Raw genomic sequence first — 20,500 nt, 5'->3', positions numbered from 1 at the left:
GTCGGGTCGGTTCAGTTAGGCCAGCACGGGTGCGAGGACTGGAGCAGCGGTGCCGGTGGACGCGGCTTCGCCAATCAGGCCGGGCACGTTGAGGATCAGCGCCACGGCACCGGTACCCAGGATGGTGAAACCACCGAGGCTGCGGTTGTGGCCGAACAGCGGACCGAGCGGCTTGATCACGGTCTGGAATTCGCCGAGCAGCTGATCGACCACCAGGCCGGCGCGCTGGCCGGCATAGCGCACCACCACCACGTTCTGCCGCCGCGGCGGGGCTTCCTCGATGGTGAACAGCTGGCGCAGGCGCAGCACCGGCAGCACCTCGCCGCGCAGGTCGAGGTAGTCGTTGCCGTTGGCCTGGACACTGGCCGCCTCGGTCAGCTCGATGCACTCCTCCACCGCTTCCAGGGGCACCACGTAGGTGGCCTTGCCGACGCCGATGAGGAAGCCGTCGATGATCGCCAGGGTCAGCGGCAGGCGGATGGTCACCGTGGTGCCGCGGCCCTCCTCGCTGGTGAGGTCGACGCTGCCGCGCAGGGCGGTGATGTTCTTTTTCACCACGTCCATGCCGACGCCGCGACCGGACAGGTTGCTGATCTGCTCGGCGGTGGAGAAACCCGGTTCGAAGATCAGGTTGAACACGTCCTTGTCGGCCAGCACCTGGCCTTCGGCGATCAGGCCGCGCTCGGTCGCCTTGCGCAGGATGCGCTCGCGCGACAGACCGCCACCGTCGTCGGTGACCTGGATGACGATGCTGCTGGCCTCGTGATAGGCGTTCAGCCCCACGGTGCCCTGGGCCGGCTTGCCACGCGCCAGGCGCAGCTCGGCGGATTCGATGCCGTGGTCCATGGCGTTGCGGATCAGGTGGGTCAGCGGATCACCGATCTTTTCCACCACGGTCTTGTCCAGTTCGGTCTCGCCACCGCTGATGCGCAGGGCAATGTCCTTGCCGATTTCCTTGGAGACGTCGCGGACCACCCGCTGGAAGCGGTTGAAGGTGGTACCGATCTGCACCATGCGCAGGGTCAGGGCGGTGTCCCGCACCTCTTCCACCAGGCGCGACAGCACCCCGGTGGATTCCACCAGGGCCGCCAGGCCGCTCTGCTGGGCGATCAGCTGGGTCCCGGCACCGGCGATGATCAGCTCACCGATGAGGTCGATCAGTTGGTCGAGTTTGGTGGCGTCGATGCGGATCAACTGGCCTTCGCCCGCCGGCGCGCGCTGCTCCTTGATCTTGCGCTGCTTGTTCAGGGCCGCATCCACCACCGGCGGATTGACCAGCTGGGCTTCCACCAGGGCTTCGCCAATAGGCTGGCGCGGGGTGGCCGGATCGGCCTGGCGGCGCAGCACCTCGTCCAGCTCGGTGGCGGTCAGGGTGCCGCAGCGCACCAGGATCTCGCCCAGGCGCAGGTCTTCCTCGGCCAGGTCGTCGATCAGCTGGCAGTAGTCGCTGCTGCGGCTGTGCGGCGGCAGGATGCGGATCTGGCTGTCTTCGCGGACGAATTCGAAGGCCGCCTCGATGGTCGCCTTGTCGGCGTCGCTGTCGAAGGCGACCTCGAAGCCCAGGTAGCAGGTCTCCGGATCCATGTCCGCTGCGGCCGGGATGGCATCGGTCAGGGTGACGATGTTGACGATGCGGCCAAAGCTGTTGAGGTAGCGGACGAAGGCCAGCGGATCCATGCCGTTGCGCAGCATGTCCGGACCGAAGCGCAGCGACAGGTGCCAGTGGCCGGCGGCCACGCCATCGACCGGTGCCGCCAGGGTACGGGCGGCAGCGACCGGCTGGGCCGCCTTGGCGCTCGGCTGCAGATAGTGCTCCAGGCGCTGCACCAGCACGGCGCCGGCGGCCTGGAAGTCGGGCTCCGGCTCGCTGCCGGACGACACCCGGGCGATCAGGCCGTTGAGGTGGTCGCAGACCTCAAGGAACAGCGCCGACAGGGTCTCGTCGAAGGCCAGCTCGTTGCTGCGGATCCGGTCGAGTACGCTTTCGGCGACATGGGTGAAGGCCACCACATGGTCCAGACCGAACAGACCGGCCGAACCCTTGATGGTGTGGGCGGCGCGGAAGATGGCATTGATCAGCTCGACATCATCCGGTGCCTGCTCGATCTGCAGCAGCGCGGCTTCCATCTGCTGCAGCAATTCCTCGCTCTCGGCGATGAAGGTCTTGAGAATCTCGTCCATGTTCATGCGGCAACACCTTCCGCGGCGGCCGCGGTAAAGAAGTCGGCAAGACCTGCCAGCTCCAGCAGTTCGGTGACGGCGGGGCTGGGATCGACCAGCTCCAGGCTGCCGCCCAAACGCTGCGCCTCCCGGTGGGCCAGCAGCAGCAACTGCAGCCCGGCCGAATCGAATTCATCGACCTCGGCCAGTTCCAGCGCCACGGTGACCCCGGCGGTCAGGGGCTCCATCAGCAGCGGCTTGCTGTCGGCCGCGGTGTAGATGGTCAGCGGCCCGGTAATGGGCAAGCGGGTACGAACGGCATCGTTCATGGGGGCAGCCTCCAGGGCCATCAGGGCATGATCAGCTTGGAAACCGCCGCCAGCATCTGCGCCGGCTGGAACGGCTTGACCATCCAGGCTTTGGCACCGGCGGCCTGGCCGGCGGCCTTCTTGGCGGCATCGGATTCGGTGGTGAGCATGATCACCGGGGTGAACCGGTAGGCCGGCAGCTTCTTGGCCGCGGTGACGAAGGTGATGCCGTCCATGTTGGGCATGTTCACGTCGCTGATGATCAGGTGCACCTTGCGACCGTCCAGCTTGGTCAGGGCATCGCGGCCGTCGCAGCCTTCGATGACGTCATAGCCCGCGCTTTTCAGGGTCATGGACACCACCTGGCGGATGGAGATGGAGTCGTCGACGATCAGAATGGTCTTGTTGCTCATGACAGCTTTCCTTAAAAGAACGTGATATCGGATTCGGCAGCGGCGGCGGCCGGTCGCTTGCCGTGGTGCACGGCGACCTGCTCGGCCATGGTGTAGGTGCGGGCCAGCTCGGCGAGCCAGCCACGGGTGTCGAGGGTCGGCAGCGGCTGACCGCTGGCAGCCAGGGTGCGACGGTCGATCACCAGGCGCTCGAGGCGCGCCTGGTCGTCACGGATGTGGCCGAGCATCTGGCTGACGCGATCCTGGAATTGCAGGGCGACCAGCACCTCGGCAATGGCGCCGCCCACGGCCGCGGCGTTGTCGGCCAGGGCATCGCTGCGCTCGACCACGTCACGGGTGGTGCCGCCAAAGGCGCCGATGACCTGCTCGATGGTCTCGCCGGACTGGTTCAGGGTGCCGGTGTCGCGTTCGGCGTGGAGCTGGGACAGTTCCAGGGTGCGGGCAATGGCGCCGTTCACCGTTTCCACGGTTTCGCCGATCTTCTGTCCGGTATCGCCGGACAGGGTGGAAAGCTTGCGCACCTCGTCGGCGACCACCGCGAAACCGCGCCCGGCTTCACCGGCCCGGGCGGCTTCGATGGCGGCATTGAGGGCCAGCAGGTTGGTCTGGCGCGCCACGTCGCCGACGTCCTTGGCCATGCTCTTGAGTTGTTCGGTCAGACCGGCCAGGCCGTTGACCTCGTCCAGCAGCGCGCCCTTGCTCGACAGCGCCTCGCGCAGCGAGTGCAGGATGCCGTCGAGCTGGTTCTGGCTGCTGGCCATGAGATTGACCAGGCGATCGCCACCGCCATGATCGGCGCCGGCGACGCTGTGGATGCGGTCGGCCAGTTCGGCGAAGCGACTGGTCAGGCTGACGATTTCCTGCTCGGTGTGGGCCCGCGCCGCTTCGATCTGCTCGGACCATACCGGCAGTACCGCCACGCAGAGGGCTTCGAGTGCCTCGTCCCGACCGCTGGCCGGGCTCTGGCTCACGGCCAGGTCGGCGGCGCGCTCGGCGTGGCGCGCCTGGGCGCGACGCAGCTGCCAGAAGCCCAGACCGGCGGCGAGCACCACCTGGGTGGCACTCAGCGCCAGGGTGGTCGACGTCACGCCGCCCACGAACAGGATCGCGCCGGTACCGCAGGCACCGAGCAATGCAGGGGTGAAGGTAAAGTCGACGAGCGAGGGCGAAGAAGAGGCGTGTTCCACAGGAGGGTACCGGTCTAGACGCCAGCGAAGGCGGGAAGGTGTGACCGGGTTATCAGCTCTGGAACGCTAAACTTTAGCCGCGGACGCTCAACTTATGCTACTAGCATAATGACATCATGATGTTTTCCGCCAGATTTTTCTAGAGCTCATCGCGCCGTTTGGCCCGTGCTAGACGGCCTGCCATGGCGCCGGCCTCCTCCAGAACCTCCCGCACATAGCCCAGATGACGACTCGCGGCCTCGCGCGCCGTTTCCGCTTCACCCGCGACAATCGCCTGGTAGAGCGACCGGTGCTGTTCCAGCAGGCGCTCGCGGGTTTCGCCCCGCTGCGCCTGCATGCCGCCGATATTGGTCACCATGTGATGGCGCAGCAATTCGAACAGGCTGCGGATGCTGTGCAGGTAGACGGCGTTGTGACTGGCCTCGGCGATGGCCAGGTGAAAGGCCGCATCGGCCTCGCCCTCCTCTTCCCGGGTCAGGGTCTCGCGCCGCCGGTAGCAGTCTTCCAGGCGTTCCCAGGCCAGGGTCAGCCGCGCCAGGTCCGGCTCGGTGGCGCGCTGGGCGGCGTAATAGGCACAGGCGCTTTCCAGGGTGTGGCGAAACTCCAGCAGATCGCGGCGGGTTTCCTCGCGGCTTTCCAGCAACGGTAGCAGGGGATCGGTGAAGGCACTGTTGAGCGCCTCGGTGACATAGGTGCCACCGCCCTGCCGGCTGAGCAGCAGGCCGCGCGCGATCAGCTTCTGGATGGCTTCGCGCAGCGAGGGTCGCGATACCCCGAAGCGCTCGGCCAGCACCCGCTCGGCCGGCAGGCGCTCGCCAGGTCGCAGAGAGCCTTCGGCGATCAGCGCCTCCAGGTGCTTGACGATGTCGTCCGACAGACGACGTTGCTTGACCGGTTCGAACCCCATGAAAAACCTCGAAAAATGCCGCGGACGATGGCGGACGTCCGCCAGCCGGGCGGTACTGGCCGACGAAAGTCGCACATCAAGGGGTTTGACAGAGGCAAAGACCCCGCTTAACGTGCGTGAAGTCGCTCTTGTAAATTGGTATTACCAATTTTTGCCACAGGTCGCGATCTTGTGCAACCCCGTCCTGCCGCCTCCCTACAAAAACAATCAAGGAGCACCCGATGGATACCTGGCAACAGATCTATCTCCCCCTGGGCAGCCTGGGCCTTTCGGCCTTCGTCGCCGCCCTGCCCATTCTGTTCTTCTTCGTCGCGCTCGCCGGTCTGAGGCTCAAGGGCCATGTGGCGGGCGCCATCACCCTGGCGATCGCCCTGCTCATCGCGCTGTTCGTCTATCGCATGCCGGTGGACAAGGCGCTGGCCTCGGCCGGCTACGGTTTCCTCTATGGCCTCTGGCCCATCGCCTGGATCATCGTCACGGCGGTGTTCCTCTACAAGCTGACGGTCAAGTGCGGGCAGTTCGACATCATCCGCAGCTCGGTGCTGTCCATCACCGACGACCAGCGCCTGCAGGTGCTGCTGATCGGCTTCTGCTTTGGCGCCTTCCTGGAGGGTGCGGCCGGCTTCGGCGCACCGGTGGCCATCACCGCCGCCCTGCTGGTGGGCCTCGGCCACAATCCGCTGAAGGCGGCCGGGCTCTGCCTGATCGCCAACACTGCGCCGGTGGCCTTTGGCGCCCTGGGCATCCCGACCATCGTCGCCGGGCAGGTGACCGGTATCGACGCCTTCAAGATCGGCGCCATGACCGGTCGCCAGCTGCCGCTGCTGTCGCTGCTGGTGCCGCTGTGGCTGATGTTCATGATGGACGGCATGCGCGGGCTGCGGGAAACCTGGAAGCCGGCGCTGATCTGCGGCGGCACCTTCGCCGTGTTCCAGTACCTGACCTCCAACTTCATCGGCCCGGAACTGCCCGACATCACCTCGTCGCTGGCCGCCATGATCGCCCTCACCGCCTACCTCAAGCTGCGCCAGCCGCAGCAGGCCACCGCAGGCGCCACTGCCGTGGTCAGTGGCGGCGGCGCCGCCATGCTGGGTGGCGGGACCGGCTTCGGCGGCGGCGGCCGGCTGCCTCCTGAGCATCCCCTGGGTACCGTGATCAAGGCCTGGTCGCCGTTCCTGATCCTGACCGTGGTCGTCACGATCTGGACCACCAAGGCCTTCAAGGCGCTGTTCGCCACCGGCGGCGCCCTCTATGCCCTCGTGATCAACGTACCGGTGCCCTACCTGGACAAGCTGGTGCTCAAGACGCTGCCGATCGTAGCCACGCCGACGCCAATGCCGGCGGTCTACAAGCTCGACCTGCTGTCGGCGTCGGGCACCGCCATCCTGATCTCGGCGCTGATCTCCATGGCCATCTTCCGCATCAAGCCCTCGACCGCCCTGGGCGTGTTCAGGGAAACCCTGGTGGAGTTGCGCAAGCCGATCCTGTCGATCGGCCTGGTGCTGGCCTTCGCCTTCGTCGTCAACTACTCGGGCATGTCCACCACCCTGGCCCTGCTGCTGGCCGGTACCGGCGCGCTGTTCCCCTTCTTCTCGCCGCTGCTGGGCTGGCTAGGGGTATTCCTGACCGGTTCGGATACCTCGTCCAATGCCCTGTTCGGCTCGCTGCAGGCGACCACCGCGCACCAGATCGGCGTTTCCGACACCCTGCTGGTGGCGGCCAACAGCTCCGGCGGCGTGACCGGCAAGATGATCTCGCCGCAATCCATCGCCGTGGCCTGCGCCGCCACCGGCATGGTGGGCAAGGAGTCCGACCTGTTCCGTTTCACCGTACGGCACAGCATCGGCTTCGCCGTGCTGGTCGGCTTGATCACCCTGGCGCAGGCCTATGTGTTCACCGGCATGCTGGTGCACTGATCGTGCGTTTCCCGGCGGCGACCCAGGTCGCCGCCGGTCTTCTGGAGCCTTTTCATGATCTCGCGAGCTAGAGACAAACAAGGCGAAAAGGCCTGAGGAAGCGGAGTTTACGAGTGGTAAATGAGCATTCCGAAGGCCTTTTCAACGCGGTTTGGCCGACGCGCAGCAGATTATGAAAAGGCTCTCTTTTAACCGGGCCAACCCGGAGTAGCCTAATGAACGACCTCTTCCACAACGCCGCCCCCAACGCCACCCGCACCGCGCCACCGCTGGCGCCGCCGCGGACCTATCCGCCGCAGAAACCGACCCAGGTCTATCTGTTCGGCACCTGCGTGGTGGACCTCTTCTATCCCGAAGCCGGCATGGACAGCATCCGCCTGCTGGAGCGCGAAGGCATCCGCGTGCATTTCCCCCAGGCGCAGAGCTGCTGTGGTCAGCCCGCCTACACCTCGGGCTACACCGAGGAAGCCCGTGCCGTGGCCCGCACCCAGTTGGCGCTGTTCGCCGAGCCCTGGCCGGTGGTGGTGCCCTCCGGCTCCTGCGCCGGGATGCTGCGCCATCACTACGCCGAGCTGTTCGCCGACGAGCCTGACACCCTGCGGCAGGTAAGGGATCTGGCCGAGCGCACCTACGAACTGGCGGAATTCCTGCTGCACGTCTGCCAGGTCGACTACCAGGATCGCGGCGCCCCGACCAAGGTGGCGCTGCACACCTCCTGCAGCGCCCGCCGCGAGATGCAGACCCACCTGCACGGCCGCGCCCTGCTCGGCCAGCTGCAGGCCGTGGAGCGCGTCGACCATGACCACGAGAGCGAATGCTGCGGTTTTGGCGGCACCTTCTCGGTACGCATGCCGGACATCTCCGGCGCCATGGTGGCGGACAAGACCCGTGCCCTGCAGGACAGCGGTGCGGCCCAGGTGCTCACCGCCGACTGCGGTTGCCTGATGAATATCAACGGCGCCCTGGAAAAGCAGCGCGCTGCCCTGCGTGGCGAACACCTGGCGAGCTTTCTCTGGCGCCGTATCGGAGGTGCCGTATGAACGAGATGCTGAAGATCCCCCTCACCGACATCAACGCGGCGCCCCCCTTCAAGACGCGCGCCCGCCAGGCCCTGGGCGACGACCAGCTCAGACGCAACTTCCGCACGGCCATGGATTCGCTGATGACCAAGCGCCTGGCCAGCATGAGCGATGCCGACGAGCGCGAGCGCCTGCGCGAACTGGGCAATCGCACCCGCGCCCGGGCACTGTCCAAGCTGCCGGAGCTGCTGGAACGCCTGGAAGCCAACCTCAAGCGCAATGGCGTCCAGGTGCACTGGGCCGAGACCACGGCCGAGGCCAATGCCATCGTCCAGCAGATCGCCGAGCGCCATGCGGCCAAACTGCTGATCAAGGGCAAGTCCATGGTCAGCGAAGAAATGGACATGAACCACGTGCTCGGCGCCCAGGGCATCGACTGCCTGGAATCGGACATGGGCGAGTACATCATCCAGCTCGCCGGCGAGAAGCCGTCGCACATCATCATGCCGGCCATCCACCTCAACCGGCAGCAGGTGGGCACCCTCTTCCACGAGCACCTCGCCGAGCCCTACACCACCGACGTCGACGAACTCATCCAGACCGGTCGGCGGGTGCTGCGGCAGAAATTCTTCGAGGCCGACATCGGCATCTCCGGGGTCAACTTCGCCGTGGCCGAGACCGGTACCCTGCTGCTGGTGGAAAACGAGGGCAACGGGCGGATGTCCACCACGGTACCGCCGGTGCACATCGCCGTGACCGGTATCGAAAAGGTGGTGGAGAACCTGCGCGACGTGGTACCGCTGCTGTCGCTGCTGACCCGTTCGGCCCTGGGCCAGCCGATCACCACCTACGTCAACATGATCTCCGGGCCGCGCAAGGCCGAGGAGCTGGACGGACCGCGCGAGGTGCACCTGGTGCTGCTGGACAACGGCCGCAGCCAGGCCTTCGCCGACAGCGAATTGCGCCAGACCCTCAACTGCATCCGCTGCGGCGCCTGCATGAATCACTGCCCGGTCTATACCCGCATCGGCGGCCATGCCTATGGCGAGGTCTATCCCGGCCCCATCGGCGCCATCATCACCCCCCACCTGGTCGGCCTGGAGCAGGCGCCCGACCACCCCAGCGCCTCCTCGCTGTGCGGCGCCTGTGGTGAAGTCTGCCCGGTCAAGATCCCGATTCCGGCGCTCTTGCGGCGCCTGCGCGAAGAGAACGTCAAGGCGCCCAATGCCGAGCCGCACCTGCTGCGCGGCCAGGGCAGCAAGTTCTCCGCCCGGGAGCGCTGGACCTGGCATGCCTGGCAGAATCTCTACACCTCGCCGCTGCTCTATCGCGGCTTCAGCTACCTGGCCACCCGCTTCGGCCGCTTCACCCCCGGCCAGCTCGGCCCCTGGACGGAGCACCACAGCGCACCCAGGCCGGCAGCGCGCTCGCTGCACGAACTGGCCCGCGACCACCTGGAGAAACGCCCATGAGCGCCCGCGACAACATCCTCGCCAAGCTGCGCGGCAGTCTGCAGGGCACCCAGCCGCTGGCGGACACCTTCGACGAAGCCCTGGTGACCGAACCCTGGCGCTATCCACCTGCGGAGCGCGTCGCCCGCCTGCGCACCCTGATGGAGACGGTGCATACCGAAACCCACCTGACCACCGCGGCGGACTGGCCGGCGCTGGTCGAGCGCGTTCTCGCCGAACGGGGTCTGGATCAGCTATTGATCGCTCCCGGCACGCCCCACGGTGCGTGCCTGGTGGAGCGCTGGCAGGGCGACGGCTCACCGCGCTGGAAGGCCTACGATCGCCCCGTGGAAGAGTGGAAGGCCGAACTGTTCAACGACACCCCGGCCAGCCTCACCGGCACTCTTGGCGCCCTGGCCTCCACCGGCAGCCTGGTGCTCTGGCCGGATCGTCAGGAACCGCGCCTGATGAGCCTGGTGCCCCCGCTGCACATCGCCCTGCTCAGGGCCAGCACCGTGGTGGACAACTTCTACGAGTTGCAGCAACAGCACCGCTGGCAGGACGGCATGCCGACCAATGCCCTGCTGATCTCCGGGCCGTCCAAGACCGCCGACATCGAGCAGGTACTGGCGTATGGCGCCCACGGGCCCAAGGATCTGGTGGTGCTGATCGTCGAGGACGAGTGAAGCATCCGACCGGGATGAGTCGGGATAGCCTGGCATTACCCTCGCGTGGAAAACGCTGCGCGGTTTTCCACCCTACGACGTCAGACTAGGCGTAGATACCGTCTTCGCCCCTCAGTGTGCAATCGCTAAAGCAGGGTCGAAAGGCTTGCCCGATTTGAGCACGCCATAGGCGATGGTCAGCAGCTTGCGCATGGCGGCGCAGACGGTTTGTTTACCTTTCTTCCCTCTGGTTTTCAGACGCTCGGCTTGCGCCTTGATAGCCGGGTTGTAGGTCAGCGCCACGACGGCGGGTAGGTATAGCGCACTTCGTAAGCGGACCGATCCCATGCGCGAGATGCCGGTATGGCCGCGGTAAAGACCTGATTCCTGTAGGCGTGGGTTCAAACCGGCAAAGGCGGTCACGGCGCGGGCATCGGCGAAGCGACCGATATCGCCGAGCTCCGCCAGGATCAGGGCGGCGGTCTTGTCGGCGATGCCGTCTATGCTCACCAGCAGATCACGTTTGCCGCTCAGGTCCGGGTCATCGTCGATATGCCGTTTGATCTGTTCGAGCGTCCAGGCGATCTGCTCATCGAGCCGCTGCACGACCGCTCGAATCGAGTTTTGGACTTTTCCGGGCTGACCTCGAGCCGATTGAGTTCCATCTGCCGTAGCGATTGGAGATCCTCCAGGCGCCGGGTCAGCGCGCGAAGCGTGCGGATGGACACAGGCTCGGGGTGCCAGGCCCGCAGGCTGTCTTCATGCCGCTGGCCATAGGTGGCGATCAGCTTGGCGTCGAGTTTGTCCGTCTTGCTGCGCTGCAACTGGCTTTGCGCATAGCGAGCGATCTGTGCCGGATTGAGCACGGCGATTCGGTAGCCCAGCGCATGGAAATGCTCGGCGAGCGCTTCGTGATAGGTGCCCGTGGCCTCCATCACGATCCAAGCGCCTGGCTCGGCATGCTGTTGCAGCCAGTCGGCAAAGACCGCGAAGCCTGACGGATCGTTGCTCAGCCTGCCCTTGGTCCGGTGCTTGCCATTGGATTGCAGGACCGCCAGATCGAAGCTGCGCTTGGCGATATCAACACCGATTACGGCCATGATGTCTCCTCCTTCAGATGCGACACAATCACGTCATCCCGTCCAACCTTGTGCAATACGAGCTCTGGAGGCTCTAGATACCGTTCGGACTCGGGGATGGGTGTGGAGGAGGCAGCCTATCTACGTTGCAAGCTCAAAGGCTTAAGGGTGGACACGGCCTGCCATCCTCCCCCGATGATCAGTCGGGGACTATGCCCCCTGAGGAGGCTGTCGTCGAGATACAAGGGTGGAAAACGGCGCAGCCTTGTCCACGAATTCGCCGATCTTCCGAGCGCAGCCGAGCCCAACGATCTCTACCTCATTCCAGCTGCCCAATCCGCTGCGGGTCCGGCCAGAACAACGCGGCCTGCCCCAACCGCTGTCCGTCGACATCAAGCAGATTCCACACCACGCCGGCATGGATCTGGAAGGCCTCACCGTCTCGATCGATCCGCCAGCCCTCATAGCCACAGGCATAACCCTGGCGCCCCACCGCTTCCATCAGGCGCTGGCGCTCGTCCCTGTCCTTGGGTGAGGCGCTGAACCTGGAGGGCATGCCGATGAATTCGGCGCGGGGATAGCCGAAGCAGCTTAAGGCCTGCCGGTTGGCATAGCAGAACAGCGGATCGGCTTCGGTACCGTGCGCCAGCAGGGCATAGGGTGCCCGCTCATGCAGCCAGGCAGGAACGTCGGCCGCAAGTAATCCCGCAGGACGCGGCAGCGGCTGGCCGAGCCAGTGACGATAAGAGGCTTCCAGCAGCGGAAGCAGGCTGAGATCGGTCGCGGACAAGGTGGCGGCTCCTGGGTGGTGGGACCCACGCATTCAAGAGCAAGCCGGCGGGCTTGGGAAGCCCGGGGCCACCGCAGCAGGACGCTGCAGCAGCCAGGGCGGCGTGGTTTACTTCACCGCGGAGAGGTCGATGCGCACCACGCTTTCCGGTGCGGTGTTCATGTATTCCTTGTCGAAGGGCGTCTTCACCGTCGCATACAGCGTCTGGCCATCCGGGCTGACCAGCAGGCTGTTGGGATTGGGCTTGAGGTCGTAGGCCTTTTTCTCGGCGTAGGTGGTGGCGTCGAGGATCAGCAGCCGACCGGTCTCGCGCTGGGTGATGTACAGCTCATTGCGTTTGGTATTGAGCTTGATGGCCAGGGCGTCACCCACCGGCAGGCGCTTGATTACCTTGCCGCTGCGGATATCGAAGACCAGCACGGTCTTGGCCTCGGAATTGTCGGTGACGAACAGCTGGTGGTTCGCGCGATCCTCGGCCAGGTTCAGCAGCAGGTACTTGCCACCGTCACCCGGGGTCCAGCGGTGTTCGATCTTGCGGGTGCGCGGATTGATCACCAGCACTTCCCCACTGCCGTTGGCCGCATAGAGGCGCCCGGTGTCCTCGGAATACAGCAGGCCGGTCACCCACTTGCCGGCATTGGGAATGCGCGCCTTGAGGGTCAGCGTCTTGGCGTCCACCACCCAGATCACCCCCGGATCGCCGACACCGCCGACATACAGCAGGCCGTCATGCAGGATGACCTGGCGCGGATTGACCGGATGGCCGTCACGACCCATCTCGTTGAATTTCAGCCGTTTCTCCACCTTGCCGGTACGCAGGTCGATGCGGCTGAGGCCGCCGTCCAGGGAGTTGGTGACGAATAGCGTCTCGCCGCTGGCATCGGTGGTCAGGGCGAAGTTCTTCAGGTCGGTGTGGATCTGGCCAGTGATGGCCAGGGTGGCCGGATCCAGCTGGTAGATCACCCCGCCGGTGACGCCCTTGGTCAACTGGGCAGTCGCCGCATAGACCGACTGCTTGGCCGGGCTGTAGGCCAGCTCGTAGACGCCGTAGCCCAGCTCGATGCGCTTGAGTTCGGCCGGCGCCTGGGGCGCGGCGGGCTGCGCGGCGACAGGCGTCGGCGCGGGCGGCGGTGGCATCGGTGCCTCCGGGCGGCTGGAACAGGCTGCCACTGCCAGGGACAGTAGCGCCATGGCGCCCAGCGTCGAGACCTTGTTGAAAGACACCGCCATTTGCTTCTCCTAGGGACGAGGTGCGAGGGATCGAAAGGATCCTGAAATGATAAACGTTCGCACTATGCCCAAGGAGAACAGGTCAGACAAGACCGAAGCGTTTCAGCCTCTTTCCTGCTGCGGTTCGCCATCCCCTGCCCCGCCGCTCTGGTCCAGGGCTTTCAGCCGGCCGTGACGATCCAGGCGAAAGCGCGCGAAATCCTCGGCCAGCTGCAGATGGCCGCCATAGCAGGCCGCGGCTTCCCGACGCAGCTCGTCGATGGACGGCGAACGCACCGCCTCGGCCTGATAGCGCGGACTGAAATGAGTGAGCAGCAGGGCCGGCAGCGCCTGCGCCTCGGCGAAACGAGCGATGCCGGCCGCGCTGCTGTGGCCCCAGCTCTGCCCGGTCTTGTCGATCTGCGCCTGGGCGTAGGTGGCTTCATGGACCAGCAGCTGAGCGCCCCGGCAGGCCTCCGTCAGCAAGGCGGGATCGTCGTTGTCTCCCGCCACCACCAGCCGCCGCTCGCCATGGGCCGCCTGCAGGAAGTCGGCGCTGCGCAGCAGGCGGCCTTCGTGCAGCACGTCCTCGCCGCCATGCAGCCGGCCCCACAGCGGCCCGCGCGGCACCTGGGCCGCCGCCAGGGCCGCGGGATCGAGGCGCTGCGGCCGACGGGTCTCGCGGAAGCGAAAGGCATGGCTGGGCACCCGGTGGGAGAGCGCGAAGGCGTCGATATCCCAGGCGCCCACGGCAACGCCGGTAAAACCCTCCAGGGCATGGAAGCGCAGCTCGAAAGGCAGGTGCAGCGCGGTCAGCATCCGGGTGGCGGCGAGCCAGTCATGGACCGCCTGGGGTGCGATCAGCAGCAGTGGCTGGCGGCGTCCGGTCATGGCGGCACTGGCCAGCAGCCCTGGCAGGCCATAGCAGTGGTCGCCGTGGACATGGGTGATGCAGATGGCGCGCAGATCCGCCGCCGACAGCGGGGTGCGCAGCAGCTGGTGCTGGGTGGCCTCGCCGCAATCGACGAGAAACCAGCCCTTGCCCTGGTCCTCGATCAGGGCAAGGGCCGAGACGTTGCGCCGCCGGGTCGGCACCCCGGCCGAGGTGCCGAGAAACAAGAGGTCCATGGGGACTCCAGACAAAACGCCAGTCTAGCGTGGCCGACTCGCTGTCGCCCGGGCAACAGCGGCCAGGCACTCCTGCTGCCGGCCAGGCAGTCCATGCCCGGCAAACCCCGAAAAAGCGGCCTTTCAGGTCCTGGCAACGCTCTTGCAAAGCCTCTGGCGTCGACCTTCCAAACGCTGAGGATCACCATGAACCTGCCCGCTCGCCACCTGCCGCCCACCCCTGCGCCCAGCCCCGACTACGAACAGCTGGCCGCGCGCTTTCGGCCGCTTTTTGCCCGGATCGCCGAAGGCGCCCTGGAACGCGAACGCCAGCGCACCCTGCCCTATGCGCCCGTCGCCTGGCTCAAGGACGCCGGCTTCGGCGCCGTGCGGGTGCCCGTGGAGTTCGGCGGCAGCGGTGCCAGCCTGCCGCAACTGGTACGGCTGCTGATCGAACTGGCAGCCGCCGACAGCAATCTGCCCCAGGCGCTGCGCGGCCACTTCGCCTTTGTCGAGGATCGCCTCAACGCCCATGCCAGCGCTTCCCAACAGGTCTGGTTCGAGCGCTTCGTCGCCGGTGACCTGGTGGGCAACGCCTGGACCGAGATCGGTACCGTCAGGCTCGGCGAGGTCATCACCCGGGTCAGCCAGCAGGACGGTGAGTGGCGTCTCAACGGCACCAAGTACTACAGCACCGGCAGCCTGTTTGCCGACTGGATCGACGTCTACGCCCAGCGCGACGACACCGGCGACGACGTCATCGCCGCCATCCGCACCGACCAGCCGGGTGTGCGCCAGTCCGACGACTGGGACGGCTTCGGCCAGCGCACCACCGCCAGTGGCACCTCGATGTTCGAAAACGTGCGCGTGGCGCCGGAAAATGTCATCGACTTCGCCACCCGCTTCAAATACCAGACCGCCTTCTACCAGCTGGTGCTACTGGCCGTGATCACCGGCAGCGGCCAGGCGGCCGTGCGCGAATTCGCTGCCGAAGTACGGGGGCGCACCCGGGTCTACAGCCATGGCAACGCCAATGCGGCCAGTGCCGATCCCCAGGTGCAGCAGGTGGTGGGCAGGGCCTCGGCCTTCGTCTATGCCGCCGAAGCCGCGACCCTGGCAGCCGCCGCCGCGGCCCAGGTCGCTTTCGAGGCCCGCTATGCTGGGGATGCCGCCGCCGAGCACGCCGCCAACGTGGCGGCGGAACTGGAATCGGCCCAGGCGCAATCGGCGGTCGCCGAGCTGGTGCTGCGGGCCACCAGTGACCTCTTCAATGCCTTGGGCGCGTCGGCCACTAGCAGCCGCAAGGGCCTGGATCGCCACTGGCGCAATGCCCGCACCGCGGCCTCGCACAATCCGCTGATCTACAAGGAACGCATCGTCGGCACCTGGGAGATCGACGGCAGCGAACCGCCCTTCGTCTGGCAGATCGGCGGCGGCAGCAAGCAGGGCTGACCACCTGAATGCACAACAGCAACCCTGGGGTTGCCGTTGTGCATTCAGCGTGCGGGATCAGTTCGACAGCTGGCGGGCGAAGCGCCCCACGGCGCCGACCACCCGCTGGGCGCCATCCTGGATCTCCACGATCACCTGCCCGGCCTGCCCCGCCAGCTCCAGGCCCTGCTCGGCCTGACGCCGGCCGTTCTCGATCACCGTCACGGCTTCGCCGGCCAGTTGCTGGTTCTGCTGCACCACCCCGACGATCTCCTCGGTCGCCTTGCTGGTGCGCGAGGCCAGTTGCCTGACCTCGTCGGCCACCACGGCGAAGCCGCGGCCCTGCTCGCCGGCCCGAGCCGCCTCGATGGCGGCATTGAGCGCCAGCAGGTTGGTCTGTTCGGCGATGCCGCTGATGGTCTTGATGATGGTGCCGATCACCTGGGACTGGTTGTCCAGCGCCTCGATGCCCTTCACCGCCTCCTGCATCTGGGTGGCCAGGGCGCGCATCACCTCCACCGTCTGCTGCGCCACCGCCGCACCCTTGCGGGCGGTGTCGTCGGTATGCCGGGAGGTCTCGAAGGCTACGCTGGCGGCCTCGGACACCGCCTGTTCCTGCTGGACCTGATCGGTGATCACGGTGGCGAACTTGACCACCTTGTACAGGCGATCATGGGCGTCGATCACCGGGTTGTAGGAGGCTTCCAGCCAGACATCGCGGCCATGGGCATCCAGGCGCTTGAAGCGATCCACGACGAATTCGCCGCGACGCAGACGCGCCCAGAATTGCTGATAGGCCTCGGAGTTGGCCTCGGCCGGCTCGCAGAACAGCCGGTGGTGCTTGCCCTTGATCTGCGCCAGGGAATAGCCCATGGCCTGCAGGAATCTGTCGTTGGCGTCGAGCACCTCGCCGTCGAGGTTGAATTCGATGACCGCCGTGGAACGGCGCAGCGCCTTGAGCAGGCTTTCGTGCTCGCGCGAGGTCTCGATGGTTCTCGTCAGGTTGTTGCAGAACAGTCGGAAGCGCGTCACCTGGCCCTGGCTGTCGTGGAACGGGTGCAGGATGCCTCTCAGCCAGGCTTCCCGGCCATCGCCACGCAAGAGATGCAGCGCCCCGCTATAGGGCTCGCCGCGGCTCAGGCACTGCTGCAGGCGACGGTTGTACTCCTGGTTTCTGACATGCGCCGGCACCAGATCCAGGAGCGGACGACCCAGCAAATCCGCGGCGCGCAGGCCCATTTCCTGTTCGAAATTGGCGTTCACCGCGGTCACGCGGCCCTGGCCGTCCAGCTCCAGGCCAATCATCTCGACGTCGAGCTCGGCCTTCAGTCGCTTGAAGGAATCCACCTGCTCGCGGAGACGCTGCAGTTCTTGTTTTAATCCTTTGTTGAACATGACACGCCCCTGGTCGGGAGATTGAGTTAATTCAGTGTCGGCAGCCAACAGTCAGGGCTTAAATGAGATAGCAAAAAAAGATGACCAGGCGGTCGGAATGCAAGATGGGTGGCGCCACGCCATTAACTAATAACAAAAAAATATTTCAACTAAGGGTTTGGCTCGCATTACGTTCTAACACCTGCGACCCCCTCCACCGCACGAGTCCCTCATGTCCGATGCCCTGCTGGATCCCCTCACGCCCCTGCTGGAACGCTTCGCCGCCACCGCGGCCGAACGCGATCGTCAGGGCGGAACGCCCAAGACCGAGCGTGACGCCCTGCGCCAGAGCGGTCTCCTGGCCCTGAGCATTCCCCCGGAACTGGGCGGCCTCGGCGCCACCTGGGACCAGACGCTGGAGGCAGTGCGGCGGCTGGCCCGGGTCGACAGCTCCCTGGCCCACGTCTTCGGCTTCCATCATCTGTTGCTCGCCACCACCCAGCTGTTCGGCCAGCCTGCGCAATGGCGACCCTGGCTGGAGAGCACCGCGCGCGATGCCCTGTTCTGGGGGAACGCGCTCAACCCCCTGGATCGCCGTACCCTCGCCCGCCGCCACGGCGATGCCTGGCAGGTGGATGGCCAGAAGAGCTTTTGCAGCGGTGCCCTGGACTCCGATCTGTTGCTGCTCTCGGCGCTGGAGAACGATGACAGCGGACGCCTGCTGATTGCCGTGGTGCCTACCGGGCGCGCCGGCATCCAGTTGTTCGACGACTGGGACAACAACGGCCAGCGCCAGACCGACAGCGGCAGCGCGCGCTTCGACGGCGTACGCGTCGAACAGCAGGAATGGCTGCTCGACCCCGGCCCGCTAAGCACGCCTTTCGCCTGCCTGCGGCCGCTGCTGGCCCAGCTGATCTTCGCCAACATCTTTCTCGGCCTGGCCGAAGGCGCCTTCGCCGAGGCGCGCCGCTACACCACCACCCAGGCGCGCCCCTGGTTCAAGTCAACGGCCGCCAGCGCCAGCGAAGACCCCTACATCCTACGCCACTACGGCGAGTTCTGGGTCGCCCTGGAGAGCAGTCGGCTGCTGGTGGAGCGCGCCAACGGCGCCTTCGCCCAGGCGTGGCAACAGGGTACGGCCCTCACCCCAGCGGCACGCGGCGAACTGGCCGTCGCCATCGCCACGGCCAAGGTCGCCGCCAGCCGGCACGGCCTCGATCTCGCCAGCCGCCTGTTCGAGGTCGGCGGCGCCCGGGCCACCGCCGGTGCGCTGCGCCTGGATCGCTACTGGCGCAACCTGCGCACCCAGACCCTGCACGATCCGGTCGACTACAAGTTGCACGAGCTGGGCGAGTGGGCCCTCAACGACACCCTTCCCACCCCCAGCTTCTACTCCTGAGGAATCCGCGATGACCCTGCTGACCCTGACGCGCACGCCCGAGGTGCCCCGCTACCGCGCGACCGCCCAGGTGTTCGCCGATCCCAAATCGCGCGACCTGCTCGCCCACCTGGAAAAGATCGCCCCGAGCGACGCCAGTGTGCTGGTGATCGGCGAGACCGGTACCGGCAAGGAACTGATCGCCCGGCATATCCATGCGCTGAGCCACCGCTATGCCGGCCCCTTCGTCGCCGTCAATTGCGGCGCCTTTGCCGAGAGCCTGGTCGAGGCTGAGTTGTTCGGCCATGAGAAAGGCGCCTTCACCGGCGCCCTCACCGCGCGCGCCGGCTGGTTCGAGGAGGCCAACGGCGGCACCCTGTTTCTCGACGAGATCGGCGACCTGCCGTTGTCGGTGCAGGTCAAGCTGCTGCGCGTCCTGCAGGAGCGCGAGGTGGTGCGGCTCGGCTCTCGCCGCAGCCTGCCGCTGAACGTAAGGATCGTCGCCGCCACCAACGTCCCGCTGGAGCGGGCGGTGGCCGAAGGCTCCTTTCGCGAAGACCTCTGGTACCGCCTCAATGTGGTCAGCCTGCCGCTGTTGCCGCTGCGCCAGCGCCAGGGCGATATCCTGCCGCTGGCCCGGCACTTCCTTCACGCCTATGCCCAGGCGCCGGTCGCCCTGACACCGGCGGCGGAGCGACGCCTGCTGGAACACCCCTGGCCGGGCAATATCCGCGAACTGGAAAACACCCTGCAGCACGCCCTGCTGGTCAAGCCTCAGGGCCAGCTGGAAGCCAGCGACCTGTCCTTCGTCCAGCGGCCCAGCCTCGTTTCGCCAGCGCCACGCCCGGTCGAGACGGCGCCAGTGGACAGCCTGCTGGCCAAGGCATTCGCCCAGTTGTTCGAAGAGCAACCGGAGGCCCTGCACGAGCGCGTCGAAGAGGCCCTGGTACGCGCGGCCTATCGCTTCTGCCATCGCAACCAGGTCCACACCGCGCGCCTGCTGGGGCTGAGTCGCAACGTCACCCGCGCCCACCTGATCCGCATCGGCGAACTGGTGGTCAATCACCGTCGCCCGCTCGCGGTCCGGCCGGAACGCGAGGTGCGCTTCTCCATCTGAAGGGCGCTCTTCACGCCTGGGGTACCCGCCTGCCGAGGTGCCCCTTACACTGGGGTTTTGCCCCGCGAGGCCCCGCATGACCGCCCGTACCCTGCAGCACCGCCATCCCGCCCGGCGTGACGACATCGGTGACCTCCAGACCCGCCGCCCGCTGCCGGGCCCCGGCCTGCCGCATCTGGATCCCTTCCTGTTCCTCAACCACCACGGTCCCCAGGTCTATCCGCCGCACAATGCCGGCCTGCCCTTTGGTCCTCATCCCCATCGCGGCTTCGAGACGGTGACCTTCATCCTCGCCGGTGCGCTGGCCCACCGCGACAGCGGCGGCCACGAAAGCGTCATAGAAGCCGGGGGCATCCAGTGGATGACCGCGGGCAGCGGGCTGGTGCATGCCGAACTCTCTCCCGCCGCCTTCAAGCGCGATGGCGGTGACCTGGAGATCCTGCAGCTGTGGGTCAATCTGCCCGCCCGTCTCAAGTTCACGCCTCCGGCCTACCAGGGCGTCACTGCCGAGGCCATGCCGCTGATCGAAGAGGATGAAGGCCGGGTGCGTATCCGACTCACCTCCGGCACTCACCAGGGTGTCCAGGGCGCCGTGCAGACGCCGACGCCCATCACCCTGATGACCGTCGAGATTGCCCCCGGCGGCCGCGCCACCCTGCCCGCTCCCGCGGGTGCCATGGTGTTCTGCTACAGCGTCCGCGGCACCCTGCAGATCGCTGGTCATGACGAAGCCCCCTGGCAGCTGTTCGAATTCGCCGATGACGGCGACCACCTCGAAGTCGCCAGTCGCGACGGCGCGGTGCTGCTCTATGGCCATGCGGCGCCCTTTGCCGAACCCATCGTCGCCCATGGCCCCTTCGTCATGAACAGCGCCGAGGAGATCCGCCAGGCGATCCGCGACTACCAGGCGGGCCTGTTCGGTGACGTGCCGGAGTGAGCCCGCCACAGGATCGCACTCAGGCTAGAATCCGGCTTTTGCCGGGAGCATA

Annotated in this window: 18 protein-coding genes and 2 pseudogenes; 8 read left to right on the top strand and 12 right to left on the bottom strand. The window is 66.5% G+C overall.

Features of this window, described 5'->3' with window-relative positions; genetic code table 11:
- Nucleotides 1–15: 15 nt before the first annotated feature.
- The 5 genes from QE444_RS11890 to QE444_RS11870 form a co-directional block, all read right to left on the bottom strand.
- Complete coding sequence (locus tag QE444_RS11890; protein ID WP_187979013.1) at nt 16–2,187, bottom strand: chemotaxis protein CheA; 2,172 nt, start codon at nt 2,185–2,187, stop codon at nt 16–18.
- Nucleotides 2,184–2,489, bottom strand: coding sequence for an STAS domain-containing protein (locus QE444_RS11885; protein ID WP_187979012.1), 306 nt, complete (start codon nt 2,487–2,489; stop codon nt 2,184–2,186). The genes QE444_RS11890 and QE444_RS11885 overlap by 4 nt, the downstream gene beginning before the upstream one ends.
- Before the next feature lie 20 nt (nt 2,490–2,509).
- Entirely contained in the window at nt 2,510–2,881 is a 372-nt protein-coding gene (locus tag QE444_RS11880) for a response regulator (protein ID WP_133859381.1), read from the bottom strand.
- A gap of 11 nt (nt 2,882–2,892) precedes the next feature.
- Nucleotides 2,893–3,642 carry a methyl-accepting chemotaxis protein gene (locus QE444_RS23575; RefSeq protein ID WP_252977305.1) on the bottom strand — a complete coding sequence of 250 codons (750 nt, stop codon included), beginning with the start codon at nt 3,640–3,642 and terminating at the stop codon, nt 2,893–2,895.
- 565 nt (nt 3,643–4,207) lie between these two features.
- The gene (locus tag QE444_RS11870; protein WP_187979011.1) at nt 4,208–4,975 is read right to left on the bottom strand and encodes an FCD domain-containing protein; all 768 of its coding nucleotides are present in this window, start codon (nt 4,973–4,975) and stop codon (nt 4,208–4,210) included.
- A gap of 221 nt (nt 4,976–5,196) precedes the next feature.
- Between QE444_RS11870 and QE444_RS11865 the strand changes: the two genes are divergently transcribed.
- The 4 genes from QE444_RS11865 (at nt 5,197) to QE444_RS11850 (ending at nt 10,047) form a co-directional block, all read left to right on the top strand.
- On the top strand, nt 5,197–6,891 hold the full coding sequence (locus QE444_RS11865) for a lactate permease LctP family transporter (protein WP_187979010.1): 1,695 nt from the start codon (nt 5,197–5,199) through the stop codon (nt 6,889–6,891).
- 215 nt (nt 6,892–7,106) lie between these two features.
- The gene (locus tag QE444_RS11860; protein WP_187979009.1) at nt 7,107–7,931 is read left to right on the top strand and encodes a (Fe-S)-binding protein; all 825 of its coding nucleotides are present in this window, start codon (nt 7,107–7,109) and stop codon (nt 7,929–7,931) included.
- Complete coding sequence (locus tag QE444_RS11855) at nt 7,928–9,382, top strand: LutB/LldF family L-lactate oxidation iron-sulfur protein (RefSeq protein WP_309738685.1); 1,455 nt, start codon at nt 7,928–7,930, stop codon at nt 9,380–9,382. Before QE444_RS11860 ends, QE444_RS11855 begins: the two co-directional genes overlap by 4 nt.
- A complete protein-coding gene (locus tag QE444_RS11850; RefSeq protein ID WP_309738683.1) occupies nt 9,379–10,047 on the top strand; it encodes a lactate utilization protein C in 669 nt (222 codons plus the stop codon). The genes QE444_RS11855 and QE444_RS11850 overlap by 4 nt, the downstream gene beginning before the upstream one ends.
- Nucleotides 10,048–10,158: 111 nt before the next feature.
- Here QE444_RS11850 and QE444_RS11845 read toward each other — a convergent pair whose 3' ends face one another.
- From QE444_RS11845 to QE444_RS11825, 5 genes are all read right to left on the bottom strand, one after another.
- Nucleotides 10,159–10,632: a transposase gene (locus QE444_RS11845; protein ID WP_309738680.1), complete on the bottom strand. Its 474-nt coding sequence runs from the start codon at nt 10,630–10,632 to the stop codon at nt 10,159–10,161.
- Nucleotides 10,557–11,126, bottom strand: a complete 570-nt coding sequence (locus QE444_RS11840; RefSeq protein WP_309738679.1) for a transposase — start codon at nt 11,124–11,126, stop codon at nt 10,557–10,559. The genes QE444_RS11845 and QE444_RS11840 overlap by 76 nt, the downstream gene beginning before the upstream one ends.
- Nucleotides 11,127–11,424: 298 nt before the next feature.
- Complete coding sequence (locus QE444_RS11835) at nt 11,425–11,895, bottom strand: MEKHLA domain-containing protein (RefSeq protein WP_280307067.1); 471 nt, start codon at nt 11,893–11,895, stop codon at nt 11,425–11,427.
- A gap of 108 nt (nt 11,896–12,003) precedes the next feature.
- The gene (locus tag QE444_RS11830; protein ID WP_280307065.1) at nt 12,004–13,125 is read right to left on the bottom strand and encodes a YncE family protein; all 1,122 of its coding nucleotides are present in this window, start codon (nt 13,123–13,125) and stop codon (nt 12,004–12,006) included.
- A 102-nt stretch (nt 13,126–13,227) separates the two neighbouring features.
- Nucleotides 13,228–14,232, bottom strand: a complete 1,005-nt coding sequence (locus QE444_RS11825) for a ribonuclease Z (RefSeq protein WP_280307064.1) — start codon at nt 14,230–14,232, stop codon at nt 13,228–13,230.
- A 186-nt stretch (nt 14,233–14,418) separates the two neighbouring features.
- Between QE444_RS11825 and QE444_RS11820 the strand changes: the two genes are divergently transcribed.
- A complete protein-coding gene (locus QE444_RS11820) occupies nt 14,419–15,663 on the top strand; it encodes an acyl-CoA dehydrogenase family protein (RefSeq protein ID WP_280307062.1) in 1,245 nt (414 codons plus the stop codon).
- A 57-nt stretch (nt 15,664–15,720) separates the two neighbouring features.
- Here the strand turns inward: QE444_RS11820 and QE444_RS23570 are convergent.
- Together QE444_RS23570 and QE444_RS23565 are read right to left on the bottom strand one after the other, a co-directional pair.
- Nucleotides 15,721–16,116: pseudogene (locus QE444_RS23570) on the bottom strand (methyl-accepting chemotaxis protein); the annotation flags it as partial.
- A gap of 144 nt (nt 16,117–16,260) precedes the next feature.
- Nucleotides 16,261–16,947, bottom strand: a pseudogene (locus QE444_RS23565) (PAS domain-containing protein); the annotation flags it as partial.
- 301 nt (nt 16,948–17,248) lie between these two features.
- Here QE444_RS23565 and QE444_RS11810 point away from each other — a divergent pair.
- The 3 genes from QE444_RS11810 (at nt 17,249) to QE444_RS11800 (ending at nt 20,448) form a co-directional block, all read left to right on the top strand.
- Nucleotides 17,249–18,415 (top strand): acyl-CoA dehydrogenase family protein, encoded by a 1,167-nt coding sequence (locus tag QE444_RS11810; RefSeq protein WP_273862901.1) that lies wholly within the window; start codon nt 17,249–17,251, stop codon nt 18,413–18,415.
- Between the two features lie 10 nt (nt 18,416–18,425).
- A complete protein-coding gene (locus tag QE444_RS11805; protein WP_280307060.1) occupies nt 18,426–19,511 on the top strand; it encodes a sigma-54-dependent Fis family transcriptional regulator in 1,086 nt (361 codons plus the stop codon).
- 76 nt (nt 19,512–19,587) lie between these two features.
- Nucleotides 19,588–20,448 (top strand): pirin family protein, encoded by an 861-nt coding sequence (locus QE444_RS11800; RefSeq protein WP_280307059.1) that lies wholly within the window; start codon nt 19,588–19,590, stop codon nt 20,446–20,448.
- The last annotated feature ends 52 nt before the right edge of the window (nt 20,449–20,500 follow it).

The organism is Pseudomonas sp. SORGH_AS_0199 (genome assembly GCF_031453735.1).
Classification (GTDB): domain Bacteria; phylum Pseudomonadota; class Gammaproteobacteria; order Pseudomonadales; family Pseudomonadaceae; genus Chryseomonas; species Chryseomonas aestiva.
This window is presented reverse-complemented; position numbering and strand designations above follow the sequence as displayed.